This is a genomic window from Lysinibacillus sp. CTST325 (assembly GCF_054665055.1).
Genome location: NZ_BAAFHO010000004.1, coordinates 39,024 through 63,360 on the forward strand (window position 1 = coordinate 39,024; position 24,337 = coordinate 63,360).

Consider the following 24,337-nt stretch of genomic DNA (forward strand, 5'->3'; position numbering starts at 1 on the left):
AATTATCTCTCCATTAATTTAGTTATTTGATTTAATCTTAGATTCCAATCGAATTCAAAATCAATACTTTCACAATATGTAACTTGAAAACCATCTTGCTCAAGGCCATTTAACTTAGAGGCTACCAACCCTAATGAAATTATTAATGCTGAAGGCACTAATGTAATATATTGATTCATTAATTCTTCCATAGTTTGCTCATAATCTAGATACCAAAAATTCTGAACAAGAATATTACCTGCATCTACAGCTGAAGTCATATAATGTATAGTAAATCCTATTGTGTCTGCTCTATCTTTTAATGCCATTAATACAGGCGATTTCCCCCGATATGAAGGCAAAATAGACTGATGAATATTTATACCTCCAAATTTTGCTTTACTTAAATGATTTTCAGAAATAATTTTATTGAACATGCATGAAACAATTAAATCGTGTTCCTCATAAAAAGCATTTTCCCAATCATTGTTATTTTCCAATCTTATATATTTTAATGAATTTGCAATGCAATATTCCACAATTTCCTCATTATCAGTAATTACACTAACAATATCGTGAAACTCATTAATAGTTTGTAAAACTTTTTTTCCTAATCTCCATCTAACACATACTATTATTTTCATTTTACAATACTCTCCAAATAAAGTTTTGCTTCATTTGGGGATTCCAACAAAAATTCAAGTGCCATAGATCCTTGTACAAAATCCCCACCATGACTTTGATTATATATAGGATGATTAAATTGCTGATAAATAACTTGTATTCCTTCATGATTAAATAAATCTTCATCCATATAATTCTTTGCACCTACACCAGATAGATATATATCTCCCTCTGCTTTTTTTATAAGATCTATTAACAAATCATTTTTATTTCCTTCTCCATCTAATTCCGAAGCTCTAACAATCTCTTTTTTTATTCCAAATAACTCCAAAGTAAACAACATAGAATTATATATTAAATCAAAAGCAGTTTCATATTCTTTGAAAAAAAAATCTTCTATTTCCCTATTAAATTGTTTCCATCCTAAAGTTTTACCATATCGATGCCTTAATGTTTCAAAATGTTGCTTGCAAACTTTCCTACTTTCATCAGAAAAAGTTAAATCTTTAATTTCCAAAGAATTTATTTGATGTTTTTTTGAATGTACTGGAATGGTTAAATATTTGCCTCCTTCTTTTGTTGAGTATAATGCTCTATTTTGAAAAGAACGTTTATTAAATTGTACATTATCTAATAGTATATAAATATCTGACATACAAATTTTTTCTAACAAACCTATCCACGGAAGATATTGTGGTTGATGAATCGTTATAGTTTTCATAAATAATTTGGAACCCTTTCCAATTCAGTTTTAAACTCTGATTGTAACTTCTTTAACATTAAATTTGGGGAATCTAGGTAACTTTTTATGTGTTCTATAATGTTATTAGGATATTCTTTATTAAAAAAAACATTTTTAAAGTCACTTTCTTTAATACAATCAATATCTTTGATAGCTTCTGTTATTAAATCCACTTTAGCATTTATATCAATGACACTTTTCCCATGTAACCTTCCACCTTGTCTGACTCCTACATTAATTGTAGGGCATTTATAAATAGGCGCTTCATATAAACCACTTGATGAGTTTCCAATCGTAAATTTAGCATTTTGTAAAAGAGAGTGATATATACTTCCTCCAAGTGAATCAAAATATATATGATTTTTTTGATTTTGTATTTCCTTTAAAAGATACTCCTTCATCTCAGAACTATCTGGATCTGAGTTTATCCCAGTCCATAAAAATACGTATTTATCTTGAAAATAACTAAGTGCTTCAATAATACTAGGCAACTCTTTTTTCCAGAATCCCTTTTTCCATGTGGGAGGATGATAACAACAATTGACTAGAGACATATGCTCAGGAATATGTATTTTCCTTTCTTTTAAGAATGAATAAATACTATCTGAATGAATGGAGAGATCATTTAATAAGTTAGAATTACCTGTTACACTTATTCTCCATCCCTCTTCTCCCATTGCAATTAAACGATTGGAATAGTCTTGATGTGGTACAAAAAATAAATGGGCGCTTTTAGTTATAGCATCTCGAATTTGTGTATCTATACAGTAGCTTATATCACATTCAGCAGGATATAGATGTCCAATCGGAACTCTATTTAAAATTAATGCATTAAGGATTGGAAGTAATTCGTATCTATCCCCTAATATTAAAACCAATTCTGGTCTTGTTTGGGGATTTCTCAAAATTTCATTATACTTATTAAAAATATTTGATAAAAACTCATAGTTTTTAGCATTGTCTCCTACAGGTATTTCTGTTAAATAAGAATCACTTATATTACTTTTAACTTCGGTATAAGTTAGTCCTAAATCCTCAAAATAGTGAGTACCTGTGACTACAACTTTTATATCAAACTGATTGTCTTGAATAAAGCATTTTATTATTGGTAACCATATTGTAAAATCCGCTCTAGAGGTCGTAATAATGTGAATCTTTTTTTTCAATTGATATCATCCTCACTTACTGGAGTACTTGGAATATTAACAACACTTCTATTCAACTGTTCTGTTACATTTAAATTTGATTTCGGACACTTTTGATAGATTGCTAAGTGGTGCATCGGAGTCCAAATCGGACGACTCATTACACCTTGCTCATTTAAAAAGCCCAATACCTCATCACGACTAAACTGCTCATCGAGTAGAATAGTTTGTAGCCAATAATTACTTCTAGTATTTGCAGGCTCTTTAAATAAATGAACACCATCTAAATTAAATAACCATTGCTCATACTGCTTGGTTAACTCGCGCTTTTGTTGGATAAACATCGGCATTTTTTCTAATTGCGCACAACCTAACGCTGCATTTAAATTCGGCATGCGGTAATTAAATCCGATTACATCGTGCTCATATGCCCAACGATGTGGAATTTTAGCAGTCGTTGTTAAATGTTTTGCATAGTCAGCTATTGCATCATCATTTGTCACAATCGCACCGCCACCGCCAGTTGTCATTATTTTATTGCCGTTAAAACTGATTGCACTTACTTTTCCAAAGCTACCTGTATGTTTTCCGTTATAATACGAACCTAATGACTCTGCTGCATCTTCAACAAGAGTCAAATTATACATTTTACATACTTGAAGTAAACCTTCTACATCAACTGCATGACCAAATGTATGCATCGGTACAAGTGCTGAAATACGTCTTCCAGTTTCTCTATTATAAAGCTGATTGTTTTGTAGTTTTCCAATTTGCTTTAAGTAGATTTTTAATTTATCTGCATCAACACCTAATGTATTAAAGGAAACATCTATAAAGTGTGGAACTGCACCTAAATATGACACAGCATTTGCTGTTGCAATAAAAGTAAGTGAAGGCATTAAAACTTCGTCTTCAGCCTTTACGCCTGCAACCTTTAATGCAATATGCAGTGCGGCTGTACCATTTACAACAGCAACTGCACGCTTAACACCGACAAATTTAGCTAAATCTTCCTCAAAACGATTAACATAAGCTCCCACTGAGGAAACCCAACCTGTTTTTACACAATCCGTCACATATTCAACTTCTTTATCATTGAATGTGGGCTCATGTAAAGGCACAAACTCTTTTCCATAAAACTGCTTTACATTATCTGCAAATTTCAACCATTGAGTATTCATATATTATAAACATCTGCCTTATATTGAGATAAGTTCTTAGGATTTGTAAACCATTCTATTGTTTCTTCAAGACCTCGATGGAAGCCTTCTTTGCCACCATATTGTGGCTCCCACCCAAGTAGTTCCTTCGCCTTTTTATTCTCTGCCCAAAGGCGTTCGACTTCACTTTTTTCAGGACGGAAACGTTGTTCATCTGTTTCGATAGTTAAATCTACACCCATAATATCTGCAATCATTTGTGCCGTTTCACCAATTGAAACCTCATAATTTGACCCAATATTAATGACTTCACCAATCGAATTAGTAGATTCCATTACAGATATAAAACCGTTAACTGTATCTTTCACATAGTTAAAATCACGTGTAGGGCTTATAGCTCCTAGCTTAATATTTGTTTTGCCACTTGCCAGCTGACTTATAATCGTCGGTATAACCGCGCGAGCAGATTGTCGTGGTCCATATGTATTAAACGGACGAATAATAGATACAGGTGTATCAAATGAGCGATAAAATGACAAAGCCATTTGATCAGCTCCTATTTTTGATGCAGAATATGGTGATTGCCCTTGTAATGGATGCTCTTCATCGATTGGTACATATAATGCTGTTCCATATACTTCACTTGTAGAAGTGTGTACCACCTTTTCTACACCTAACTCTTTCGCTGCTTGTACAACATTTAAAGTCCCTGTCACATTCGTATCTATATAAGTTGCTGGAGAATGATAGGAATACGGAATTGCAATTAAAGCTGCTAAATTAAGGACATGAGTACAGCCCTTCATAGCTTCTTTTACACCATATGGATCACGAATATCCCCCGAAAACACATCCAATGATGCTTTAATTTTCGGTGAAGACTGGTCTAACCAGCCCCATGAATTAAATGAATTATAATAAACAAACGCACGAACATCATAACCTTGTCGTACTAATGTTTCTGTTAAATGTGAGCCTATGAAGCCATCTGCTCCGGTTACCAAAATCTTTTTTTGCATCACACTTATCCCTCTTCTTCTAAATAATTATTCATTTTTTTTGCTATTAATTCTGCAAATTCCTCTTCTCTTATCAAAGGAACATTCTTGATTTTGGCTCCTTTTATAGCCGTGTTAAATACTTTCACTTTTGTTTTTTCCATTTTTTGATCATACCAATACCAAAATACTTGGAACATCGCTGTTGTATGAATATTGCTTTCATCATTTGCCTCTATATTTCTTAAAAAAGTATCATTAGAAGCATTTCTCCCTGATGTAGAATCTATTGCATGCGTTTGATTACCCGGGAATCCCAAATCTTGACCAAATAAAACTACAGTATCGTATCCTAAATACTCAAGTAAGCTAAAGGCTGTGGTCCCTACAGATCCCCCTGTTTCAATTAGCGGTGCATTTCGCTTTTCAGCCTCTTCCTCAGCTAATTTATATCCTTGCTGGAAAAGTATATAGCGTTTACTACAATGTAGAGCTACGCTTTTATAGTTTGCAGTACATAAATAATACAACTCACCTTCAAAATTTAAATCTTGAAACTGGAGTATAGTCTCATCATTAGCATCAGATATAATCGCACCTTTTGGTATAATTCCATTTGCCAATAATTTTTTTAATGCCGCCCCTACAACATAAATATCCACTTGATGTTGATACTTTTTTAACCATAGTATTGTATCGTTCAGCGATGGTCCCGCTGCAACTAAACAACCAATTCTACTCTGTTTTTTTACTTGAATGATGTCGTCATCTAAAATAGTATTGTAGTAAAAATTTTCTTCCATTTTACTTGAATCTCTTTTAAGAGAAAGTTGGTTTATTTTTATCACTTCTAAAATTGAAAATAAGGGATGACTTTGACCAATCCCTTTAATCCAGACATTTGGAAGTAAAATCTGAACATTATCATGAAGTTCTTTTTGACTTAAATCATGAACTATATGTACATTTTCCTTTTTCCACCACTGATCACTATTATGAGCTAAAAACAATTCATATTCATGTTTATCAAAATAATATACCGTCACGGGTTTATTTTTACTTTGGCTAATAAGTGCCTTTAAATGATATCCTAAACCCAAACCAATTAATAAGTAACTTTTTGCCTCTGCATTAATCTCGGCATTTATCCAGCGCAAAGCATCTTCTTTTGGTCGGTACTTGCTATAGATAAAGACCCCATTTAACTGTAATGTAGGTTCTTCATTTTTCGCTCGTTCTACTATCCATTGCAATTTATTGTACCGTACCTTTTGCGCGAACTACTTCTTCAAAAAAAGGAGCAATTTCATATTCAAACATATCGGCAACTAATACATAATCTTGCTTTTCTAAACCATCGTTTACCTCTATTAAAAACTCTTGTATTTGCTCAATATTTAATGCTACTTCAGCACCGTTTTTTACTAATAGGTCACATGCTTGCGAAAGCCAAAGTACACCTTCTGAAAAAGCTTTAATCGCTATTAAAGCATCATTTAGTTTGTCCTCACGTAAGTAGTTAGCAATATATATAGCCCCACCTGGTATCTTCTTAACATAGTCATTATAACTTTCGATAAGTTCATTAATCTCCATTTTTACTCCCCCTTAAGCTCTTCCGCTTCTCTAATTGCATCTAGTGTATACTGAATAGATTGTTCAGTAGCCTTGCTTAGTCTGTCATATAACTCTTTATTTTGTTCATAAACACGTTGGTATTTTTGTTCTGGAGTTTCTTCTCCTTGAGCCTCATAATTAGTCATAACATCTAACGTAATAGGATCATTAATACGCTCCATAACTACTTTTTTCATTAGTTTTGCTACCTTAATATCTACATCATCTAACGTTTTTAAAACACTAGGAGCAAATTCTGTAGTTAAAGTATTTTTTTCTAATGCCTGTTGAGCCAACTTTAACTCTAAAATAATATTTTTATAAATTCTTATCTCCTCTCTAGCAGAACTTACATATTTTGCCAAATCTTTTTTGTTCTCGTTTACATTATATAATTTCACTTCACTATTTCGATTTACAAATTGATGACAGAAATGTTCAAACGATTTTTGCTGTATATTCATTATCTTCAATCCACCCTCTGTACAATTAAAAATTGTATTAGGGTCTTCAATCTGCTTCAATATTTCCTCAAAACTTTCTTTCATAGAAAATAACGAATAGTCTGTCATTACTTTATCACCATAGTATCCTTCTATTTCAAATGCTCCTTGAAAAGTTAGAAACGTTGTATCAGCTGCTTTTAAATTCTTATTTCCCTCTGCGTGAGTCTTTCCTTCAGTATAAGCTAAATCCTGTCCTATTAAGGCTATTGGTCCTGTAGATAGATAACGAGCAATACTTAATGCAAAATTTGCTACCGAGCCACCTCCTAAAATATTAGGCAAGTCAATTCCAAGTGTATTGTTCACATGCTCCTTATATTTATTTTCCCTAGTATCTAAAAAAGCATATTGTCTATTTTTAAAATTTTGTTGTATTTTATAATGACTAGTTGAAGCATACATTAGCTCAGCTGACTTAACTTTTAAATCTTTAAAGTGAGAATCATAATTTATTTCAGACCCATCAATTGTTATGATATAATCAGGTTCAATATTGTGTGTTATCAAGGTATTTACAGTTGAACCAGCCGCAATTAATATAACATTTTTTCTAATATTCTTCAGTAAATTCAATTGTTTAGTTAATGACGGTCCTCCAGATGCCACTATTACTGGGCAATTATAATATTTTTCTAATACATTTAAAGATCCATTAGTATATGTTGGTAGCATATTACGAATACTATTTTCCTGCCATGTAACACTCAAATCCCTAACTGTATTATTGTAAACAATGTTTAAATTCTGGAGGTCTTTCACCTTTTTCAAAACATTCACATATAAAGAAGGGAAAATTTTATCATAGTTAGGTGCACAAATTACATTAATCTTTCTACTAAAAAAACGGAGCTTTCCTTCAATTGCTTCTTGTATTGTATCTAAATTATCCCCAAAAACAATATCATATTGTTTAGTATTAAATCTTTCAAAAGTGGTAATAGGTTCAATAAATAATATTTTATCATTACTTATTTCATCTTCTACTAGTGCATTAGCGAGGTATCCACCTCCAAATCCCAAAATAACATTTACGTAATTTTTATTAATCTCTTTCTTTATCAAACTTTCCGCTTCTCGATTAGGATTATATTTACTATGCAATAAATAACCATTCACTTCAAACGTTTCATTGCCGTCTTTTGCAGTTATACTTTTAATATTTAGTAATTCCATATATACATCTATCACCTCATTTTGTATATCGGCATTTTTTGAAAAAAATAAAGAAGGCTCTCTCAATATTCGGAGAGAGCCTTCTAAAGAATTTAAGTCTTATCGTAATAATTGTAGGACACCTTGAGGTTGTTGATTAGCTTGAGCTAACATAGATTGAGCAGCTTGCATTAAGATATTGTTCTTAGTGAAGCCCATCATCTCTTTAGCCATATCTGTATCACGAATACGTGATTCAGCAGCTGTTAAGTTTTCAGAAGTAGCACCTAAGTTGTTGATTGTATGCTCTAAACGGTTTTGTACTGCACCAAGAGCAGAACGTTGTGTAGATACTGTTTCTAAAGCTTTGTTGATAGTCGAGATAGCTCCGTTAGCTGCAGATTGTTTATCAATCTTAACTCCACTTACACCAACACCTTTAGCACCCATATCTTTAATAGTTAATGTAATATTTTGGCCTTTGTTCGCACCAATATGGAATACTTTCCCTTGGAAGCTACTGTTTAATAATTTTTGAGTATTGAACTCTGTATCAGTTGAAATACGAGTAATCTCAGAAGTTAATGCATCTACTTCTTTTTGAAGTGCACCACGATCTGTAGATACGTTTGTATCGTTCGCAGATTGTACTGCTAATTCACGCATACGTTGTAGGATAGCGTGTGTTTCGTTAAGAGCACCCTCAGCAGTTTGGATTAAAGATACTGAATCTTGAGCGTTTTTAGTCGCCATGTCAAGACCACGAATTTGTCCGCGCATTTTTTCAGAGATTGCTAAACCAGCAGCGTCATCGCCAGCACGGTTGATTTTGTAACCTGAAGATAATTTCTCTAAGTTTTTAGAAGCTTCAGTGTTGTTGAAAGAAAGGTTACGGTGTGTGTTTAAAGCTGAAATGTTGTGTTGAATTCTCATTTGGAATTCCTCCTTGAATGTTTGTTTTGTCATTCCACATCCGTGTGGAATATCGGATTAGGTAGTATGTATGTACTTCCTGCCCCTTACAATTTATATATCGTAATTAGTTGGAAATGTTTAATAGTTTTTTAAAAAATTTTTTTATTTTTTTATGTAATAAAAGATTACTAGTGTTTGTAAAGAAACATAATCTTTATTTTTTCTTTAGTTGTTCTAAGAAGCTTGATGATGCTGTTAAAGCTTCCTTATTCTGTGCTTGTATGGCTTCAAAAACTTCGGAGCGATGTACTTTCACTGTTTTTGGTGCAACAATGCCGATTTTAATTTGCTCGCCATCTACTGCTAATATTTTAATTTCTATTTGATCACCTATCATAATAGATTCATCTTTTTTACGTGAGAGCACTAACATTATTTCGCACTCCCTTCCAATGTCTGCATTGGGTAGCGTAGCGGATATGACTTATTATCTTGGAGGACAATTTGTTTACCTTGTTTTTTATCCATATTAATAATTATAGGTGCTAGCAAATTAATAGTGGAATCCTGCAATGTTCCCTTCATCGTAACAATAGTGTATGTAAGAACCTCTTCCTCTTTTTCGATTTGTAGTTGTTCACGATCCTCATCACTAATGTCAAAGCTATAATCTTTTTTGAAGGCAAATGGATAGGCTATTACAAAGCCAATTTCCATTTCATCAACTGATTGTAGTAATATTAATGGAAGGTTTGCATCAATAGGTAGTAATACGAATTTTTTGTAATCTTCAAAACCTAATAAGCCTTGCTCAAATGTTAGAATATCCTGTTCTATAATTTCGATTTCACCTAAAAATTTAGTAGCTATTTTCATTCTTTCATGCTCCTTTAAATGATAACGTCGATGTTAACATCCGGTCTTTGTACCATTGTACTAGTTACTTTACCAGGTGTGTAGTCGTGAATAGGTTTGTTCACCTTTGCGTCAATAATTGGTTCTCTTCTCTCAAAATTGATGTCTGTAGTACCTGGTGTATAATCGATTTTCACAGAACCTACAGATGGGACAAATTTAATATTAAACGGAGTACGATGAGGACCATGATTCTGTTTTGCGATATTTTGAATAGTCGCACGTCCTTGTCCTTTACCTGCATTCCCCATTAATTGACGTCCCTCTCTTGCTCTACGGGCAATCCCCTCAAGTGCTCCTTGTTTGCCCTCTTCTGCGTAGTTTGAACTTGATTCCAAAGGACTAATCATCCCTATATCTCGTCTAGCTTGGGAAGAGTCGATTTGTAAAACCCCTTTAGTTGTATGAATCTCCAAGATAGCTGCTGGTTGTTCAATAGATTGGGTGGCTCTCGGCTGTTCAATATGCTGCTGAGGCTTGCTAATTTCAAGTTCTATTTTTGCATCGGTTGTTTGAATTTGAATTTGTGGAAGTCGCATTTACAATTCTCCTTTCAAGAAAAGCGTCTGAACATATTGTCCAAACGCTTTTTTATTCAAAATAAAGTTCGCCCCTGCTACTTCGCTTTCGGGGCAGAACCTTAGTAGATTTTATCGGATAAAATCTACTAAGGTTTGCTGAATGATTTTTGCTCCTACGGATAGAGCGGCTTGGTGGATGGATTCTTGTGTGACCATTTCTGTAATCGTCTTCGCATAGTCTGTATCTTCATTTTTAGATAGTTGTTTCGTTACATTAACTTCTTGAAGACTTAGTCGATTTTCCATCATCTCTACACGGTTTTGACGAGCGCCGACATCTGCTCTTAAAGTCAATGTATTTTCATAAATACCATCTAAACCTGGAATTTTATTAGCACCATTGGCTACTTCTAAACCAAGTGCATTGCCAATCTCCGGACCTGTTGCACCACTTTCTAAAAGTGTTGTTACGTGCGTCATAAACCCATCAATATTCTCAAATAAATCAGCACCTGGAGTATTAATATTCATTGAGATACCATCAAAAACGTTGATTTCAATCGCCTTCTGTCCTCCAGTAGTAATATCTGGGTTTTGCGGTCCTGTTTCATCAGTATAAAGCGGTTGATTTGTGTGCGTGCCTGAAAAGATATAGTTTTCGCCCACTTTTGTATTGGCGATATCACGCAATTGCCCCTTAATTTGTTGCATTTCCGCATTGATCTTTTGACGATCATCAGTAGTATTTGTATCATTAGCAGCTTGTACAATAAGCTCCTTTACACGTTTTAATGCTCCGCCTACTTGATCAAGCGCTTCGTCTGTTGTATCTAGCCATGTATTTGCTTCACGTAGATTTCGTTGGTATTGTTGGTTTTTATCAAGATCTATACGATAGCCCATTCCCTTTACCGCTACAACTGGGTCATCGGATGGTCTTGTAATTACACTACCTGAGTCCAACATATTTTGATATTTAGACATTTTACTATAGCTTGTATTTAAATTGCGTAGCATATTACTCGATAGCATTGATTGTGTAACGCGCATAAATTTATCTCCTCTCAGTTAAGTGGCTATTATAGCCCTACTCTCCCCATACCGTTTATGATTTTATCTAATGTTTCATCTACCACTGTAATCATACGTGCATTGGCATTGTATGCTTGCTGGAATGTAATCATATTCGTCATCTCTTCATCTAAGGAAACGGAATTCATTGAATCACGACGCTTAGAAATTTCCAAATGACTTGTTTCAAAGTTAAATGCATGACGCTCAGCTTCCTGTCCCTTTACTGCTAAATCCCCTACTAACGATTTATAATAGTTTTGGAATGTACCTTTCTTTAAGTTATCCTGAGCCTGCGATTGTAGCGCTGCTAACTTACGCATGTTTCCGTTATTACCTTCCTCACCCTTCGTATCAGATACTGCTACCTGCTTCGCATCAGTAATTGCTACGTCAAAATCACGTGCAGTCGTCCCAGAGAAAAAGTTCTGACCTGTACTATCATCTAAACCAAAGCCTTTACTATGAACTTCATTAAATTTTGTTATAAATTCATTTGCTAGATTATCTAAATTAGCAAGCATTTCTGGATAAGTACCTTGTCCACCGCTATGCCCATACGCATCAATTAGTGCACGTAATGTACCTTTACCAGGTTCCATTTGACTGTAATCAATTGATATTCCATTCGCTGGATCTCCTGGTGGCTCGCCAATATTAGCAATTTTAATTTCCTTAAAGTTAGCATAGCTCCCAGTTGCTTGATCATCTACATCACCATCAATGCGCTTATCGTTTGTGTCCATCGTTGCAAGTGCAGCATATTGTCTACCATCCACTAATTTAATAGGAGTACCGTCCGCTGATACATATGTAATCGTCATTGAACCTTCAGCTACATCTTTTGCTAAACCACCTGATTTTTGCAATGAAACAGTTACAGGAATATATTCATTTAACTGATCTACTAATACATCACGTGCATCATATAAATCATTTGGCACATAACCACTCGGCTCAACTTCTTGAATTTGTTTATTAAGGGCTGCAATCTGTTTAAGAATTGAATTCACTTTATCCGTCGAAACACTAATTTCATTCCCGATATTGCCTTGGATTTGTTTTAGCTGTCTATCCATATAATTAAAGGAATCAGCAATTGCCTTTCCTTTAGAAATTAATACCTGACGTGCAGCTGTATCTTTTGGATTGTCAATAACATCCTCCATAGACTTCCAAAAATCTGTAAATGATTGGTTAATACCAAACTGTGAAGGCTCTGACATGATATCTTCCATCTGCGAAATCGATTTTGCCGTTGAATCCCAATAACCTAACTTATTCGTTTCTTGACGATATTGTCGATCGGTAAATTGATCGCGGATGCGTTGAATCGAGCTTACTTCTACCCCTGTTCCAAGATGTCCTGGATAGACAGGCTGATTTAAGCCTGGACTTGGAAAACCAGGAGTTGCTTGCATATTTGCTCGTTGACGAGTGTAACCTAATGTATTTGCATTGGAAATATTATGTCCAGTTGTGTATAAAGCTGTTTGTTGTGTAAATAAACCGCGTTTACTTGCTTCTAAGCCCATAAATGTTGAGCGCATTCTTTTTCCTCCCTTAGTAACTGTTTTTCAGTCATCGATTTCATAAAAACTATGCTTGAGAATCGAAATATGATTTTTTTGCCACTGTATTTGTGCCACGAACCTCATTGCCAGAATAGTTGATTTGCTCAGGACGAGGTTGTAAAGCGTCCAATGTAAAGTTGACAAATTGTAGTGATTGGAACACTAGCTTTTGATTTAAATCGTTTTGCTTTTTTAAGTCGTTGATGATTTGCAATAATCGATTGCGCACTGCTGAGAGCGTTTCTTTTTCAGTCTGTTGTTCAGCAGCCTCGATGACATCAGCCACAGTTGCTTTGTCAGTTGAAGCAAATCCTTTTGCTTCAAGGTAGTCCGTTACCTGTTTCTGACGCTGTTGCTCGAGCTTATCGATGGCCGCTACATGCGCTTGCTCATCCTTGAGCATTTGGTCCAGTGCTTCGATATTCCCAGCTGTAATGATTTCAGTTTTTTTAATGGCTAGTTCAAGTAAGCTTTTATGCATTCTTTCTAGCATTGTTAATGTAGAACAGATCGCTTCTGTAGACATTTTGCTAAGCACCCTTTCTGATATTCCTTAGAAACGATAATATTTCAGCATATCTTCTGCAACTTTGCGAGCGTCCACTTTGTATTCACCAGAAGCGATATCTTTTTTTAGTTGTTGTACGCGTTCTGCACGCTCTGTGCTGTATGTTGAAACTCCTTGCATTTCCTGTGCAGTCTTAGAAATTTCGATTTTATCTGCGAAGGATGCTTTGTTAGTGCTTGATTTTACATTGCGCACCTGATTTTTATAGGCGTTCACCGCATTAATCCCATAAGATGTAATTTTCATTTAATAACCCCCTATCTAAAAAGCTTATCTTCCTATTATTTCGGATTGTCTCACATAATGTTAAGTTTTCAAATATAAAAAAGTGTGCTAATTTTGTTTAAAATTAACACACTTTAGGCCTGCAAATGTTTTTTGTGCGAAAGCGCAGTGCTAACGTAGCGGCAGCAACAGATGTTGCGCGCTTCGCTTTCACACAGATACATTGCCACAGGACGTGGCGTTCTTAGACTGAGTTCCTCTATTTCAGCGGGTGTTTGGACACTCGCTGAAAGAAGTTAACGTTTTCGTTCTGCGTGATATGTTACACGATCACGTTCTGCCACACTGTCTCGGAACTCCTTCGCCGCTTCAAATGTACGTAGCTCCGACTTTAATTCATCCTGACATTTTGTACATAGCTTACCTTTTGTCGTTAGATGACCACAGTTATCACATGGATAGCCAAGATTAGGGAACATGGCAGTCTGTAAGCGCCCCTTGCGTACCCATTTATACAATAACTCCTCTTCAGCTCCAGTTGCTTCAACAATACGTTCTACTGTCGCAGCACGGTTTTCACGTTTACGTAAAAAGCGATAAACGATTTGATATAGGTCCTCTTCAGATTGGGCGCACTTATGACATACTTCTCTGACCCCTATATAATTAAAAAACTCATTACATTTCGGACAATTACGAACCTCTGCCATCTACTCTTCCTCCTCTTACATATAACTGCTAGATACGAATCTTATTTACTCGTAATCTATTATACACAATGCATTAGCATTTTCATCCATTAATTAGTGTGAAGCTTTTGACATTTCTAGCACCAGCATTCATTAAAATTTCGGTGGCATGCTGCAAAGTAGTTCCTGTCGTTTTTATATCGTCAAAAAGAAGATATTCTTTATGCTCTACATGTGCTCCTGCCATCAGACGGAAAAGGGGAGCTGCTTGGATTCGTTGCTCTCTATTTTTGGAGCTTTGCGTTTCTGCCGTTGTCTTTTCTAAAAGTTGTATAAAAGGAATAGTAGCAGCCTTTAATAGCTCCTCCGTATGCGAAAAGGTACGCTCCCTTTGTTTAGTGGGATGCATTGGAATCGGTATAATGGTTGCTTTTTCATGTTTGAATCGTGCATGTAGCTCCTGCCGAAATACTTTAGCAAGTGCGACATCCTGAAGAAATTTATATTGATGCAAATAATCTTTCATCGCATCGTTATATTGGTAAAGTGCTGTTGCTGTTAAAGAATATTCAAATCGAACCGAGCATCTATCACAGATGGTTGATTGAAATTGTTTAGTTAAAAGTATTTTCCATGAAATTGCAGATGGCAAAGGCTGTGAGCATAATAAGCAAAGTGTTTCAATTTTATTCATTGTGAAAATCCTTTCTTATTATAATAAAGAATTTTGGTACGTGCATCATCCATTTCAATCGTAATACCATGATGAAAAAATACAACGTCTCCATCTGCAAAATCAGCATTTCGTCCAACTCGCCCAGCTATTTGTATAAGTGCACTTGAAGTAAAAATTGTTGATTCTGCCCCAATCACTGCGACCTGCACATTCTTTATCGTAATTCCTCTTTCTAAAATGGTCGTTGTCAGTAAACCCGGAATTTCTTCATGGCGTAGTTTAAGCACTTTTTCATTACAATCAGGGTCTTCCGCATGCACCGCCATGATGCTTCCATCTAATAACTGAAAAAGGGGCGTAGCTATTTTCATTAACTCTACTGTCGGGAAAAATAATAGAAAAGGCTCTTTGCGTGCAAGGCGCTTCTCTGTCCATTGCTTTAGCTTTCGTGGGATTTTTCTCCGTTTTAAGCTTTTTTCATAGTTCCATAGGGAATGAAATCGAGGGACCGGTAATGGACGATTATGAAAGCGCTTCGGGATAAATGAATAGCTTTCATTTTGATACTGAGTCAGTAATTTATGTGAAGGTGTTGCTGTGACCAACAATATTGGTGCATTTTCTGTTTTTGCCTTTTGCACAGCGCTTTGTAAGGTTGCATCAAATGTATAGGGAAATGCATCAGCTTCATCAACAATCATGACATCAAACGCTCGTTCAAAACGATACAGCTGATGAGTTGTAGCCAACACAAGCTGTGCATAACCCTCCTGCTTCGGCGATCCACCATATAGTGCATGGATTATCGTTTGCGGGAAAACTGTTTGAAAGCGTGGATATAACTCTAGCACTACATCTGTACGAGGCGTAGCGATACATACCCGTAAGCCTTGCTCTAACGCATAATGTACAGTCGGAAAAAGAAGCTCTGTTTTTCCTGCTCCACATACTGCATGAATAAGGTGGGAACGTTGTGCTTTAACACTTACTAGCATTTCATTTGCCGCCTGCTGTTGAAGCACTGTAAATTGCCCCGCCCATTTGAGTGTATGCTTTCTTGATTTAATTGCGCGAGGGCCTGTCCAAATCATCAATTGCGTACAGCTACTCACTCTGCCCATATTCAGACAATGTCTACAATATACACATTGCTGCTGGCACTTTGAACAATCAAACGTTGTAAATTGCTGCGGATTATCATTATGGCAACGATTGCATTTTAGATGTGGCTCTTTTTGAATCCCTTCTATTACATAGAAATATTTGTGATTAATTGATCTCTCGATATCTTTCTTTGAAAATGGGGTATGCTCCTTTAACCAAATACGTCCTTCATGAAAATCTCGTAATACAGGTGACAACAACCAGCCTTTGTATTTCATTGCTTTGCTCCTTTCAAGTGATTGATTTTTTCAGCGATTCTAGAAAGTTTAGCGGCGATATTCATGGGTTTACCGGCGATCTCTCCGCTTCACCCGGCAAAACGGTATTCCCCAAAATAAAAAACAGCCTCTACAAATTTGCTGTAGAGACTGTCTCACTTAGTATTATTTTTTTGTCCAGCCTAGCCCCATTGCGCCTTCACCTAAGTGTGTGCCAATGACAGGGCCGAAATAGCTTAATTTAAAGTTAACGCTCGGGTAGGTTGCTGCTAGATGCGCTAGCCATTCTTCTGCTTCAGCCTGACAATTGGCGTGAATCACGACAGCTTCCAGTGCTTCATACTTTTGAACATCCTCCGCTAGTAGTTCCTCCGCACGCTTTAATGCTTTTTTACGCGTACGAATTTTTTCAAAAGGTACAATAACCTTGTCCACAAAATGCAGTACTGGCTTTACTTGTAATAAGCCGCCAATTAATGCTGCTGCTGAAGACAAACGTCCCCCACGTTGTAAGTGCGCTAAGTCATCTACAATGAAGTAAGCACGAATTGATTGCTTCATGTCCACCAATGTAGCGAGAATTTCTTTTGCAGAAGAGCCCTGAGCCGCCATTTCAGCTGCTCGTAGAGCGTAAAAACCCTGTACCGCACAGGATATTTCACTATCAAAAGTGTATACATCAATGTCTTCCACCATTTCGCCTGCTTGAATTGCACCTTGATAGGTTCCACTGATTCCACTTGATAAATGAATAGATATTACTTCATCATACTCTTTTGCCAGCTCTTCAAAGAGAGAGGCAAATTCTCCAATTGGGGGCTGCGTTGTTTTTGGGAATTCTTTTGCCCCACGTACTTTATCATAAAATTCAGATGCTGTGATATCTACTTCTTCTGCAAATAGTTGCCCTGAGATATTTACACTTAACGGAATCATATGAATGTTTAAGCGTCCTCGTTCCTCAGCCGGAATATATGCAGTACTATCTGTTACGATTGCTGTCCTCATCCATGTCCACTCTCCTATTCTACTTAGTTTACAATCAATTGCGCCTCGACGCAATTGTTGCTGTCGCTTTGCTTTCGCTACAGAAAACATTTGTTGCTGTCGCTTCGCTTTCGCTACAGATAAATTGCCACGGGACGTGGCGTTCTTAGACTGAGCTCCTCTATTTCAGTAGGTACCTACTGAATGAAGAAAAAAAGAAATGAATATGAAATGAATTACGCCATTGCGTAAACCCGTCCGAATGTTGAATAGTGGTAAGTACACTTCCTTCTTTCAACATTCTAGACATCTGCTAAATTGTTAAACTTAGCTTCCATTTCACATTCATTTTCTATGTATACAGATTGATCTTCATTCAATTCCTTCTATTAAATAAATAAAGGCTCATCACTATAACTTGGGGTTGATTTCCGTTCCAGCTAGGCAAGTCCAACGTTGGGCGTCATGCTTTTTGCCTTCGTTCCTTTATCTAGCTCGCTCTTGACGCTAATCTCAGAAAATCACCCAACCTCAACTCTTAGTGATGAGCCCGAATGAAGATATCCTCATTTTATTTGCCAGTAGTTGATTTCGTTTCATCTCCAGTATAGAAGACGCTAGTGACCTTCCAGAGTCCATCTTCTTTGACGAATACTGTAACTTGTTGCCCTACACTTTCATGCTTTACATTTGTTGTAGTTTGTACAAAATGCGATGTTAAATTTGAATAGACCTGTGCTTCATTTTCGCTATATTTTATAATCGTAGTATCTTTAGCATCTCGTTTAACGTCTGACTGTTTAAATACTTCTATAATGTAGTTCTTTTCTCCTTCATAATTGAAACCTTTTGGATTCTTTGAGAGTGTTTGCATATAACGATCAATTTCTTTTGAATTGAAAGCTGCAATATATTCATTAAAGGCTGCTAATATCGCTTTGTTTTCTTCAGCAGGGATATTTTCTGCCTTTGTTATTTTCCCACCATTCATTTCATACCCGACGGTTCCATCATCAATGATTTTTTGTCTTTCTTCTGCACTCATTTCATCATCTTTTTTATTACCACAGGCAGTTAACATTAATGTAGTTAACATTAATAAGGTAAAAACTGCTAGAAAACTTTTCTTTAACATCAAAAAACCTCCCGCGCATATTGTAGCATATAAATCCCGTTGTAGGAATTTTGTTGTGCATTTTCAACATTTAGGTGTTACATCTTCCTTATGACGCCCATGGTTTCAAAATGTTGCACTATTTAAGTGATCTCTATGTATAAATTGTTACACTTTGTCACACACAGGGATGGGACGGATTGAATAGGTATGAAGCTATGATTCCGCAAATTGCTGCAGTTTACACTAAAAAAACTGCTTTAAAAACTACTAAATAATTTAGTAGCCTTTAAAAACAGCTTTAAATTCAATGTGCTATTAGCGTACTTCAACCCATCCATTTTTAATGGCTGTAACAACAGCTTGTGTACGGTCGTTTACATTCATTTTTTGTAAAATGCTTGAAACGTGGTTTTTAACTGTTTTTTCAGAAATGAACAGTGTCTCACCAATTGTACGGTTAGATTGTCCATCTGTTAATAATTGTAATACTTCACATTCACGTTTTGTTAGTAAATGGAATGGACGACGAATTTCTGTTTGATGGAAGTTACCTTTATTTTCATGCTCAGAAAGACGACGGAATTCCGCTACTAAATTTTTAGTTACTTTTGGATGTAGGTAAGATCCTCCATTCGCGACTACTTTAATAGCTTCAACAATTTCGTCAGCATCCATCTCTTTTAGCATATAGCCAAGTGAGCCAGATTTTAGCGCGTGTGTTACGTATGTTTCATCATCATGAATGGATAACATAATAACCTTCGCATCTGGGAATTCACTAATTAATTCTGCCGTTGCCTCTACTCCATTTTTCCCCGGCATATTAATATCCATTAGTACAACATCTGGTTGATTTTCAGCATATAAAGAAACCACATCTGTACCATCGTCACCTTCTGCTACTACGTCAAATGTATCTTCAAAATCTAAAATACGTTTTACTCCTTCGCGGAATAGCTGGTGATCGTCTACAATAATAATCTTCGTCATTTGTCTTTACCCCCTAAATTTCTCCAACAATCGTTTCACTTACTTTTAACGGAATTTTAAATAAAACCGTCGTACCCCGATTTATCTCACTTTTAATCGAGATTGTCCCATCCAAAATTTCGATACGTTCTTTCATACCTAAAATCCCAAAGGAATGGTCTTTAACTTCCTGAACATCGAAACCTATGCCATCGTCCTTTACAACGATATTTACGGCATTTTTTAACCATTCCAGTTTCACCCAAATATCCTTGCATTTCCCGTGCTTCATAGAATTTGTTACACATTCTTGTACTAATCGGAAAATAGATACTTCATAGTTTGAAGGTATACGCTTTTCAGTGCTTCTCGATTGGAAATGAACTTCAACACCAGGATTATATTCAGTCACTGTCGATAAGTATTTTTTTAATGTCGGAACAATTCCCAAATCATCAAGTGCCATTGGTCTTAAATCATAGATTATACGTCGCACCTCTGATAATGCATTACGCACCGTTTTCTTTAAATCAACTATTTCAGCCAAAGCATATTCAATGCCCTTTTCACGATACGTTCTGTCTATTAAATCAGTGCGCATTAGTACATTTGCTAGCATTTGAGCAGGTCCATCATGAATTTCCCTAGATAGACGTTTGCGCTCTTCTTCTTGTGCTGCAATAATACGTATACCAAAATCTTGCTTCATTTTTGCTTGTTCAAGTGCTAAACCAACATTTTTTAAATCTGAAGTTAAGTAATTCAAAACGACATTTACTTGATTGACAATATGGTCAGCACGTTCAATCGTATCGAGTAATGCTCTTAATCTTCTCTCTAAATCATCTCTTTTATCCCGTAGCTGCTTTTCTTGTGTTCTAATAACAGAGAGCTTCACTTGAAAATCATGTGCAGTTTCATATGCTTCTCTAACTTGTTCTTCGGTATAATTATCAAAAGCTTTACTCACTAACACAAGTCTTTGCTTTGCAAGCTGTGTACTTTTTTCTAAAGCATCGCCTTCATCAATAACAATTGAAACTTGTTTTCGAACAATTTCTAGCTCTATTTTCATATCTTCAAAACTTCTTCGGCTTTGTTCGCTTATAATAAAGATATCATCTTTTGAGCTCATGATTGTTGCTAACATTCGATTAAATATGTCATCAAGCGACTTTAAATCGAAGGTATCATTTGAAAACATAGTATACTCCCCAGTCTAATGTCTTATGATTACTTACTATTTCAATAGACCAATTGCATAGTCTATACCTATTATAGCATTCCCATGTTAAAATTTAATGCTTTTTCTTTATGAAAATTATAGAATAGAACTCTACTTTAAAGGAGATTGATACGGATGAGAGAAAACTATTTAACTGTAAAAGGATACGGAGAAAGTGAAATTGTTATTTCAAAATCTCGCTTCCTTACTTATATAGAACGTGCAGAAACGGAAGAGGATGCAATTTCTTTTATTGAACGTATAAAAAAAATGCATCATAATGCAACACATAATTGTTCAGCCTATATTATTGGAGAGCATGATCATATTCAAAAAGCAAACGATGACGGGGAACCTAGTGGTACGGCTGGCGTCCCTATGTTAGAAGTGCTAAAAAAACAAGGATTAAAGGATACGGTCGTTGTCGTCACACGCTACTTTGGTGGCATTAAGCTTGGTGGTGGCGGTCTTATTCGTGCGTACGGAAAAGCGACAACAGAAGGATTACTTGCTGCCCAAGTAGTGGAACGCAAGCTTCACCATTTTATGAACATTTCCATTGATTATACATGGCTAGGTAAAGTAGAAAATGAAATTCGAGGTTCTTCCTATACTTTAGAAGAAATCCGCTATTTAGAAGGCGTCGAAATTATTGTATCCGTATTAAAAGAGGAAGAAGAACAGTTCCAAAACTGGGTAACAGAAATGACAAACGGACAAGCAAACATCACTTTTGAGAATGCTCAATTTATTGAATTTGTTGTGAAATAAATAGTTTTAATTGTCGAAAGCCAAATATCCATAGTATAATTTTAATATTGAGCTATTTTATCATTTACACATATTCTAAAAGTACTTGAATAAGTTTAGTTTCATCGCGTTATTATTCCCAAAATTTAGAGGAGAATATAAAAAATATGAACAATAGAATTAAAAAGAAAAGCAAAAAGAGGTCTTCTAAAGCTTCCCTAATTATAAAAGTTTCCCTTCTTCTTGTTGCTAGTTTACTAATTTGCGCGACTGCTTATGGTGTTTATATCGCGAAGCAAGCAGAGCATGCAGCTGACTCAGCACATGAGGAATTAAAAGGTCGAGACATTTCTGCACTTCGTAATGAGAAGGTAGAACCAGTACACGATAATGTTTCAATCCTATTTGTCGGTGTTGATGATAGTGAAAATCGCGGGCAAGGCTCTGAGCACTCACGTTCGGACGCATTAATCCTAGCAACATTAAATAATAAAACAAAAACAATTAAAATGTTGAGTATCCCTCGAGATTCATATGTATACATTCCTTCTGTACAACATAAGGATAAAATTACTCATGCACATGCCTATGGTGGAACAATTTCAACAATTGATACAGTAGAAAAACTTTTAGATGTGCCGATTGACTATTATGTTCGTATGAACTTTAATGCGTTTATTGACGTTGTTGATGCATTAGGTGGAATTGAAGCTGATGTACCGTACAAGTTACACGAAAAAGACGAATTCGATCGCAATGCCATCAACTTAGAGCCTGGTTTACAGCATTTAAACGGAAGTCAAGCACTTGCACTCGCAAGAACACGTAAGCAAGACAGTGATATTGAACGCGGCAAACGTCAACAAGAGATTTTAACAGCGATCATCAATAAAGTTTCTTCTGTAGGATCCATTACAAAATACGATGATGTCATTAAAGCACTTGGTGATAACATGAAGACAAATATGACATTTAAGGAAATGAAGTCATTCCTATCTTATTTATCACAAGGGATGCCACGTATTGATTCTTTAACATTAGATGGTACAGATGATATGTCTACTGGTGTTTACTACTATAAATTAAATCAAGATTCAGTTGATGAAGTATCACAAACGCTAAATAACCATCTTGACACTAATAAAGCATCTAGTAGCTTAACGAATAAAAATACTGATAAAGATAACGCTGCTGGCGAAGATTCAACAGATAAAGATAGCACTCAGTAACTATAAAAGCCTTTCCACTTTCATTAAATTTGTGGAAAGGCTTTTTGTATGGCATGATTTCGTGATGTTAAAACTCTATACAAAGTTTTTCAACCCTGACTTTAATTTTGTCAAATTGTCCAGCTTATATTGGGATTCGTCGCTAAAAGTATGAGTTGCGCCGCTAACCAAGCAAAGAACGCCGCTAAAACCCGAAATCCCGCCGTTAATTAAGTAAGGAACACACACTGCCGTTTTTCTCTTTACCCGAGCAGTTCTCTGGTCCACCTGAACACTTTCCCACTCTATCTGAGTTTTTTTTTCGCATAGACTCGAATTTCTTTCTGTCTCATAAAGTAAAAAAGCAACCATCCATAAAATGGGTGGTTGCTTGAATGTTTTATTTATTAAATATCCGCACAAAATTCAATAGTGGTTTATAGTTTTTACCCGCGAGTCCGATGACTTCAACCAAAATTTCAATTGCAGTTAAAATGACAGCTACGAGTAAAATGGCACCCCATACCTTTGCCATTGAGAAAATGATGGCTGCTAAACCAAACATGATGGCAATCCCATAAATAATGAGTACTGTTTGACGATGTGTGAAGCCCATATCTAGTAAACGGTGATGTAAGTGTGATTTATCTGGATCAGACCATTTTTTCTTCATACGCACGCGACGAACAATCGCGAAGAATGTATCAGAAATTGGCACACCTAGTATAATAACCGGGATAATTAATGTTACGACCGTTACATTTTTAAATCCAAGCAATGCGAGCACTGATATCATAAAGCCAAGGAATAAGGCTCCTGTATCTCCCATGAAGATTTTCGCTGGGTGGAAATTGTAAAATAAAAATCCAAATGTTGCTGCTGCTAAAATGGCTGCGATTGCTAAAACGAACATATTGCCCATAATAAATGCCATAACGGCTAAAGTAATAAGAGCAATCGTTGAAACACCTGCTGCTAGACCATCTAAGCCATCGATTAAATTAATGGCATTTGTAATACCAACAATCCAAAGAATTGTTAAAGGGATACTTAGTAATCCAAAATTTAATTCACCTACAAATGGTAAATTAATCATATCAATTTGAATGCCACCTACAAAAATAACGATAAGTGCCGCAACAAGCTGACCAATTAATTTTGCTTTTGCGGAAATTTCACGCATATCGTCTATGACACCTGTTGCTACGATAATACAAGCTCCAATTATAATTGCCAGTAAAAAATCGCTGCCATTTTCATTGTATATCAAAATCGGCTGGAATATAGCCACAGCTATTAAAAACGCAAGGAAAATCGCCAATCCCCCAAGTCTTGGCATAATTCGTGCATGTACTTTTCGATAGTTTGGTGCATCGACAGCACCTATTCTGAATGCTAATCGTTTAACTAGTGGAGTTAACAATATTGAAGCAACAAATGCTGCTATTAAAGACACGTAAAGCATGTCTCTCCTCCTCAAAAAAATAATCTACATTTAAATTCTAATTGATTATAGCACGAACAGACGCCGAAATATACTTTTTCTATTTATTTTCCACCATTTCACAAATATTATTCTTCTTTTTCAAATTGGAAGAATGCTGCATGTCAAATGTAGTCAT

The 24,337-nt window shown here is 35.7% G+C and carries 26 protein-coding genes; 2 read left to right on the forward strand and 24 right to left on the reverse strand.

The window, feature by feature from the left end; all coding sequences use genetic code 11:
* Positions 1 to 2 precede the first annotated feature (2 nt).
* The 23 genes from ACYQ73_RS11850 to ACYQ73_RS11960 all read right to left on the reverse strand — a co-directional run bounded on the left by ACYQ73_RS11850 (position 3) and on the right by ACYQ73_RS11960 (position 20,736).
* Positions 3 to 623: a formyltransferase family protein gene (locus ACYQ73_RS11850; RefSeq protein ID WP_460012690.1), complete on the reverse strand. Its 621-nt coding sequence runs from the start codon at positions 621 to 623 to the stop codon at positions 3 to 5.
* Entirely contained in the window at positions 620 to 1,324 is a 705-nt protein-coding gene (locus ACYQ73_RS11855) for a WbqC family protein (protein ID WP_460012691.1), read from the reverse strand. Before ACYQ73_RS11855 ends, ACYQ73_RS11850 begins: the two co-directional genes overlap by 4 nt.
* A complete protein-coding gene (neuC, locus tag ACYQ73_RS11860; RefSeq protein WP_460012692.1) occupies positions 1,321 to 2,511 on the reverse strand; it encodes a UDP-N-acetylglucosamine 2-epimerase in 1,191 nt (396 codons plus the stop codon). Before neuC ends, ACYQ73_RS11855 begins: the two co-directional genes overlap by 4 nt.
* The gene (locus ACYQ73_RS11865; RefSeq protein WP_460012693.1) at positions 2,508 to 3,671 is read right to left on the reverse strand and encodes a LegC family aminotransferase; all 1,164 of its coding nucleotides are present in this window, start codon (positions 3,669 to 3,671) and stop codon (positions 2,508 to 2,510) included. Before ACYQ73_RS11865 ends, neuC begins: the two co-directional genes overlap by 4 nt.
* Positions 3,668 to 4,669 carry an NAD-dependent 4,6-dehydratase LegB gene (locus ACYQ73_RS11870; RefSeq protein ID WP_460012906.1) on the reverse strand — a complete coding sequence of 334 codons (1,002 nt, stop codon included), beginning with the start codon at positions 4,667 to 4,669 and terminating at the stop codon, positions 3,668 to 3,670. Before ACYQ73_RS11870 ends, ACYQ73_RS11865 begins: the two co-directional genes overlap by 4 nt.
* Before the next feature lie 5 nt (positions 4,670 to 4,674).
* On the reverse strand, positions 4,675 to 5,901 hold the full coding sequence (locus tag ACYQ73_RS11875) for a 6-hydroxymethylpterin diphosphokinase MptE-like protein (RefSeq protein WP_460012694.1): 1,227 nt from the start codon (positions 5,899 to 5,901) through the stop codon (positions 4,675 to 4,677).
* Position 5,902: 1 nt separating this feature from the next.
* Positions 5,903 to 6,244, reverse strand: coding sequence for a hypothetical protein (locus ACYQ73_RS11880; RefSeq protein ID WP_268636159.1), 342 nt, complete (start codon positions 6,242 to 6,244; stop codon positions 5,903 to 5,905).
* Between the two features lie 2 nt (positions 6,245 to 6,246).
* Positions 6,247 to 7,944: a motility associated factor glycosyltransferase family protein gene (locus tag ACYQ73_RS11885; RefSeq protein WP_460012695.1), complete on the reverse strand. Its 1,698-nt coding sequence runs from the start codon at positions 7,942 to 7,944 to the stop codon at positions 6,247 to 6,249.
* Between the two features lie 99 nt (positions 7,945 to 8,043).
* On the reverse strand, positions 8,044 to 8,856 hold the full coding sequence (locus ACYQ73_RS11890) for a flagellin N-terminal helical domain-containing protein (protein ID WP_403027516.1): 813 nt from the start codon (positions 8,854 to 8,856) through the stop codon (positions 8,044 to 8,046).
* Between the two features lie 196 nt (positions 8,857 to 9,052).
* The gene (gene csrA, locus ACYQ73_RS11895) at positions 9,053 to 9,271 is read right to left on the reverse strand and encodes a carbon storage regulator CsrA (protein WP_100545308.1); all 219 of its coding nucleotides are present in this window, start codon (positions 9,269 to 9,271) and stop codon (positions 9,053 to 9,055) included.
* Entirely contained in the window at positions 9,271 to 9,714 is a 444-nt protein-coding gene (fliW, locus tag ACYQ73_RS11900) for a flagellar assembly protein FliW (protein WP_460012696.1), read from the reverse strand. The genes csrA and fliW overlap by 1 nt, the downstream gene beginning before the upstream one ends.
* Positions 9,715 to 9,728: 14 nt before the next feature.
* A complete protein-coding gene (locus tag ACYQ73_RS11905) occupies positions 9,729 to 10,292 on the reverse strand; it encodes a DUF6470 family protein (RefSeq protein ID WP_268636148.1) in 564 nt (187 codons plus the stop codon).
* Positions 10,293 to 10,403: 111 nt separating this feature from the next.
* Positions 10,404 to 11,324 carry a flagellar hook-associated protein FlgL gene (gene flgL / locus ACYQ73_RS11910; protein WP_460012697.1) on the reverse strand — a complete coding sequence of 307 codons (921 nt, stop codon included), beginning with the start codon at positions 11,322 to 11,324 and terminating at the stop codon, positions 10,404 to 10,406.
* Positions 11,325 to 11,353: 29 nt separating this feature from the next.
* Positions 11,354 to 12,895: a flagellar hook-associated protein FlgK gene (flgK, locus tag ACYQ73_RS11915; RefSeq protein ID WP_460012698.1), complete on the reverse strand. Its 1,542-nt coding sequence runs from the start codon at positions 12,893 to 12,895 to the stop codon at positions 11,354 to 11,356.
* 49 nt (positions 12,896 to 12,944) lie between these two features.
* Entirely contained in the window at positions 12,945 to 13,445 is a 501-nt protein-coding gene (locus tag ACYQ73_RS11920; RefSeq protein WP_460012699.1) for a flagellar protein FlgN, read from the reverse strand.
* 27 nt (positions 13,446 to 13,472) lie between these two features.
* Complete coding sequence (gene flgM, locus ACYQ73_RS11925; RefSeq protein ID WP_132360526.1) at positions 13,473 to 13,733, reverse strand: flagellar biosynthesis anti-sigma factor FlgM; 261 nt, start codon at positions 13,731 to 13,733, stop codon at positions 13,473 to 13,475.
* A gap of 275 nt (positions 13,734 to 14,008) precedes the next feature.
* Positions 14,009 to 14,422, reverse strand: a complete 414-nt coding sequence (locus ACYQ73_RS11930; RefSeq protein ID WP_337991578.1) for a TIGR03826 family flagellar region protein — start codon at positions 14,420 to 14,422, stop codon at positions 14,009 to 14,011.
* Between the two features lie 82 nt (positions 14,423 to 14,504).
* Positions 14,505 to 15,095: a ComF family protein gene (locus tag ACYQ73_RS11935; RefSeq protein ID WP_460012700.1), complete on the reverse strand. Its 591-nt coding sequence runs from the start codon at positions 15,093 to 15,095 to the stop codon at positions 14,505 to 14,507.
* Entirely contained in the window at positions 15,092 to 16,459 is a 1,368-nt protein-coding gene (locus ACYQ73_RS11940; RefSeq protein ID WP_460012701.1) for a DEAD/DEAH box helicase, read from the reverse strand. Before ACYQ73_RS11940 ends, ACYQ73_RS11935 begins: the two co-directional genes overlap by 4 nt.
* 165 nt (positions 16,460 to 16,624) lie before the next feature.
* Positions 16,625 to 17,467 (reverse strand): DegV family protein, encoded by an 843-nt coding sequence (locus tag ACYQ73_RS11945; RefSeq protein ID WP_460012907.1) that lies wholly within the window; start codon positions 17,465 to 17,467, stop codon positions 16,625 to 16,627.
* A gap of 550 nt (positions 17,468 to 18,017) precedes the next feature.
* Entirely contained in the window at positions 18,018 to 18,581 is a 564-nt protein-coding gene (locus ACYQ73_RS11950; protein ID WP_460012702.1) for a nuclear transport factor 2 family protein, read from the reverse strand.
* A 297-nt stretch (positions 18,582 to 18,878) separates the two neighbouring features.
* Positions 18,879 to 19,553, reverse strand: coding sequence for a response regulator (locus ACYQ73_RS11955; protein ID WP_132360514.1), 675 nt, complete (start codon positions 19,551 to 19,553; stop codon positions 18,879 to 18,881).
* Positions 19,554 to 19,566: 13 nt separating this feature from the next.
* Entirely contained in the window at positions 19,567 to 20,736 is a 1,170-nt protein-coding gene (locus ACYQ73_RS11960; RefSeq protein WP_460012703.1) for a sensor histidine kinase, read from the reverse strand.
* Between the two features lie 156 nt (positions 20,737 to 20,892).
* On the opposite strand from ACYQ73_RS11960, the gene ACYQ73_RS11965 reads away from it, so the two are divergent.
* Entirely contained in the window at positions 20,893 to 21,528 is a 636-nt protein-coding gene (locus tag ACYQ73_RS11965) for a YigZ family protein (RefSeq protein ID WP_323657230.1), read from the forward strand.
* 146 nt (positions 21,529 to 21,674) lie between these two features.
* Positions 21,675 to 22,736 carry an LCP family protein gene (locus tag ACYQ73_RS11970; protein WP_460012704.1) on the forward strand — a complete coding sequence of 354 codons (1,062 nt, stop codon included), beginning with the start codon at positions 21,675 to 21,677 and terminating at the stop codon, positions 22,734 to 22,736.
* 379 nt (positions 22,737 to 23,115) lie between these two features.
* On the opposite strand, the gene ACYQ73_RS11975 is transcribed toward ACYQ73_RS11970, so the two are convergent.
* The gene (locus tag ACYQ73_RS11975; RefSeq protein WP_427448389.1) at positions 23,116 to 24,180 is read right to left on the reverse strand and encodes a glycosyltransferase family 4 protein; all 1,065 of its coding nucleotides are present in this window, start codon (positions 24,178 to 24,180) and stop codon (positions 23,116 to 23,118) included.
* Between the last annotated feature and the right edge of the window lie 157 nt (positions 24,181 to 24,337).

What these genes read in the sequence shown, in the direction of transcription:
- ACYQ73_RS11850 (WP_460012690.1), bottom strand. Translation starts at nt 623, where the DNA reads ATGAAAATAATAGTATGTGTTAGATGGAGATTAGGAAAAAAAGTTTTA.
- ACYQ73_RS11855 (WP_460012691.1), bottom strand. Translation starts at nt 1,324, where the DNA reads ATGAAAACTATAACGATTCATCAACCACAATATCTTCCGTGGATAGGT.
- ACYQ73_RS11865 (WP_460012693.1), bottom strand. Translation starts at nt 3,671, where the DNA reads ATGAATACTCAATGGTTGAAATTTGCAGATAATGTAAAGCAGTTTTAT.
- ACYQ73_RS11870 (WP_460012906.1), bottom strand. Translation starts at nt 4,669, where the DNA reads ATGCAAAAAAAGATTTTGGTAACCGGAGCAGATGGCTTCATAGGCTCA.
- ACYQ73_RS11880 (WP_268636159.1), bottom strand. Translation starts at nt 6,244, where the DNA reads ATGGAGATTAATGAACTTATCGAAAGTTATAATGACTATGTTAAGAAG.
- ACYQ73_RS11885 (WP_460012695.1), bottom strand. Translation starts at nt 7,944, where the DNA reads ATGGAATTACTAAATATTAAAAGTATAACTGCAAAAGACGGCAATGAA.
- ACYQ73_RS11890 (WP_403027516.1), bottom strand. Translation starts at nt 8,856, where the DNA reads ATGAGAATTCAACACAACATTTCAGCTTTAAACACACACCGTAACCTT.
- csrA (WP_100545308.1), bottom strand. Translation starts at nt 9,271, where the DNA reads ATGTTAGTGCTCTCACGTAAAAAAGATGAATCTATTATGATAGGTGAT.
- fliW (WP_460012696.1), bottom strand. Translation starts at nt 9,714, where the DNA reads ATGAAAATAGCTACTAAATTTTTAGGTGAAATCGAAATTATAGAACAG.
- ACYQ73_RS11905 (WP_268636148.1), bottom strand. Translation starts at nt 10,292, where the DNA reads ATGCGACTTCCACAAATTCAAATTCAAACAACCGATGCAAAAATAGAA.
- flgL (WP_460012697.1), bottom strand. Translation starts at nt 11,324, where the DNA reads ATGCGCGTTACACAATCAATGCTATCGAGTAATATGCTACGCAATTTA.
- flgK (WP_460012698.1), bottom strand. Translation starts at nt 12,895, where the DNA reads ATGCGCTCAACATTTATGGGCTTAGAAGCAAGTAAACGCGGTTTATTT.
- ACYQ73_RS11920 (WP_460012699.1), bottom strand. Translation starts at nt 13,445, where the DNA reads ATGTCTACAGAAGCGATCTGTTCTACATTAACAATGCTAGAAAGAATG.
- flgM (WP_132360526.1), bottom strand. Translation starts at nt 13,733, where the DNA reads ATGAAAATTACATCTTATGGGATTAATGCGGTGAACGCCTATAAAAAT.
- ACYQ73_RS11930 (WP_337991578.1), bottom strand. Translation starts at nt 14,422, where the DNA reads ATGGCAGAGGTTCGTAATTGTCCGAAATGTAATGAGTTTTTTAATTAT.
- ACYQ73_RS11935 (WP_460012700.1), bottom strand. Translation starts at nt 15,095, where the DNA reads ATGAATAAAATTGAAACACTTTGCTTATTATGCTCACAGCCTTTGCCA.
- ACYQ73_RS11940 (WP_460012701.1), bottom strand. Translation starts at nt 16,459, where the DNA reads ATGAAATACAAAGGCTGGTTGTTGTCACCTGTATTACGAGATTTTCAT.
- ACYQ73_RS11945 (WP_460012907.1), bottom strand. Translation starts at nt 17,467, where the DNA reads ATGAGGACAGCAATCGTAACAGATAGTACTGCATATATTCCGGCTGAG.
- ACYQ73_RS11950 (WP_460012702.1), bottom strand. Translation starts at nt 18,581, where the DNA reads ATGTTAAAGAAAAGTTTTCTAGCAGTTTTTACCTTATTAATGTTAACT.
- ACYQ73_RS11955 (WP_132360514.1), bottom strand. Translation starts at nt 19,553, where the DNA reads ATGACGAAGATTATTATTGTAGACGATCACCAGCTATTCCGCGAAGGA.
- ACYQ73_RS11960 (WP_460012703.1), bottom strand. Translation starts at nt 20,736, where the DNA reads ATGTTTTCAAATGATACCTTCGATTTAAAGTCGCTTGATGACATATTT.
- ACYQ73_RS11965 (WP_323657230.1), top strand. Translation starts at nt 20,893, where the DNA reads ATGAGAGAAAACTATTTAACTGTAAAAGGATACGGAGAAAGTGAAATT.
- ACYQ73_RS11970 (WP_460012704.1), top strand. Translation starts at nt 21,675, where the DNA reads ATGAACAATAGAATTAAAAAGAAAAGCAAAAAGAGGTCTTCTAAAGCT.
- ACYQ73_RS11975 (WP_427448389.1), bottom strand. Translation starts at nt 24,180, where the DNA reads ATGCTTTACGTGTCTTTAATAGCAGCATTTGTTGCTTCAATATTGTTA.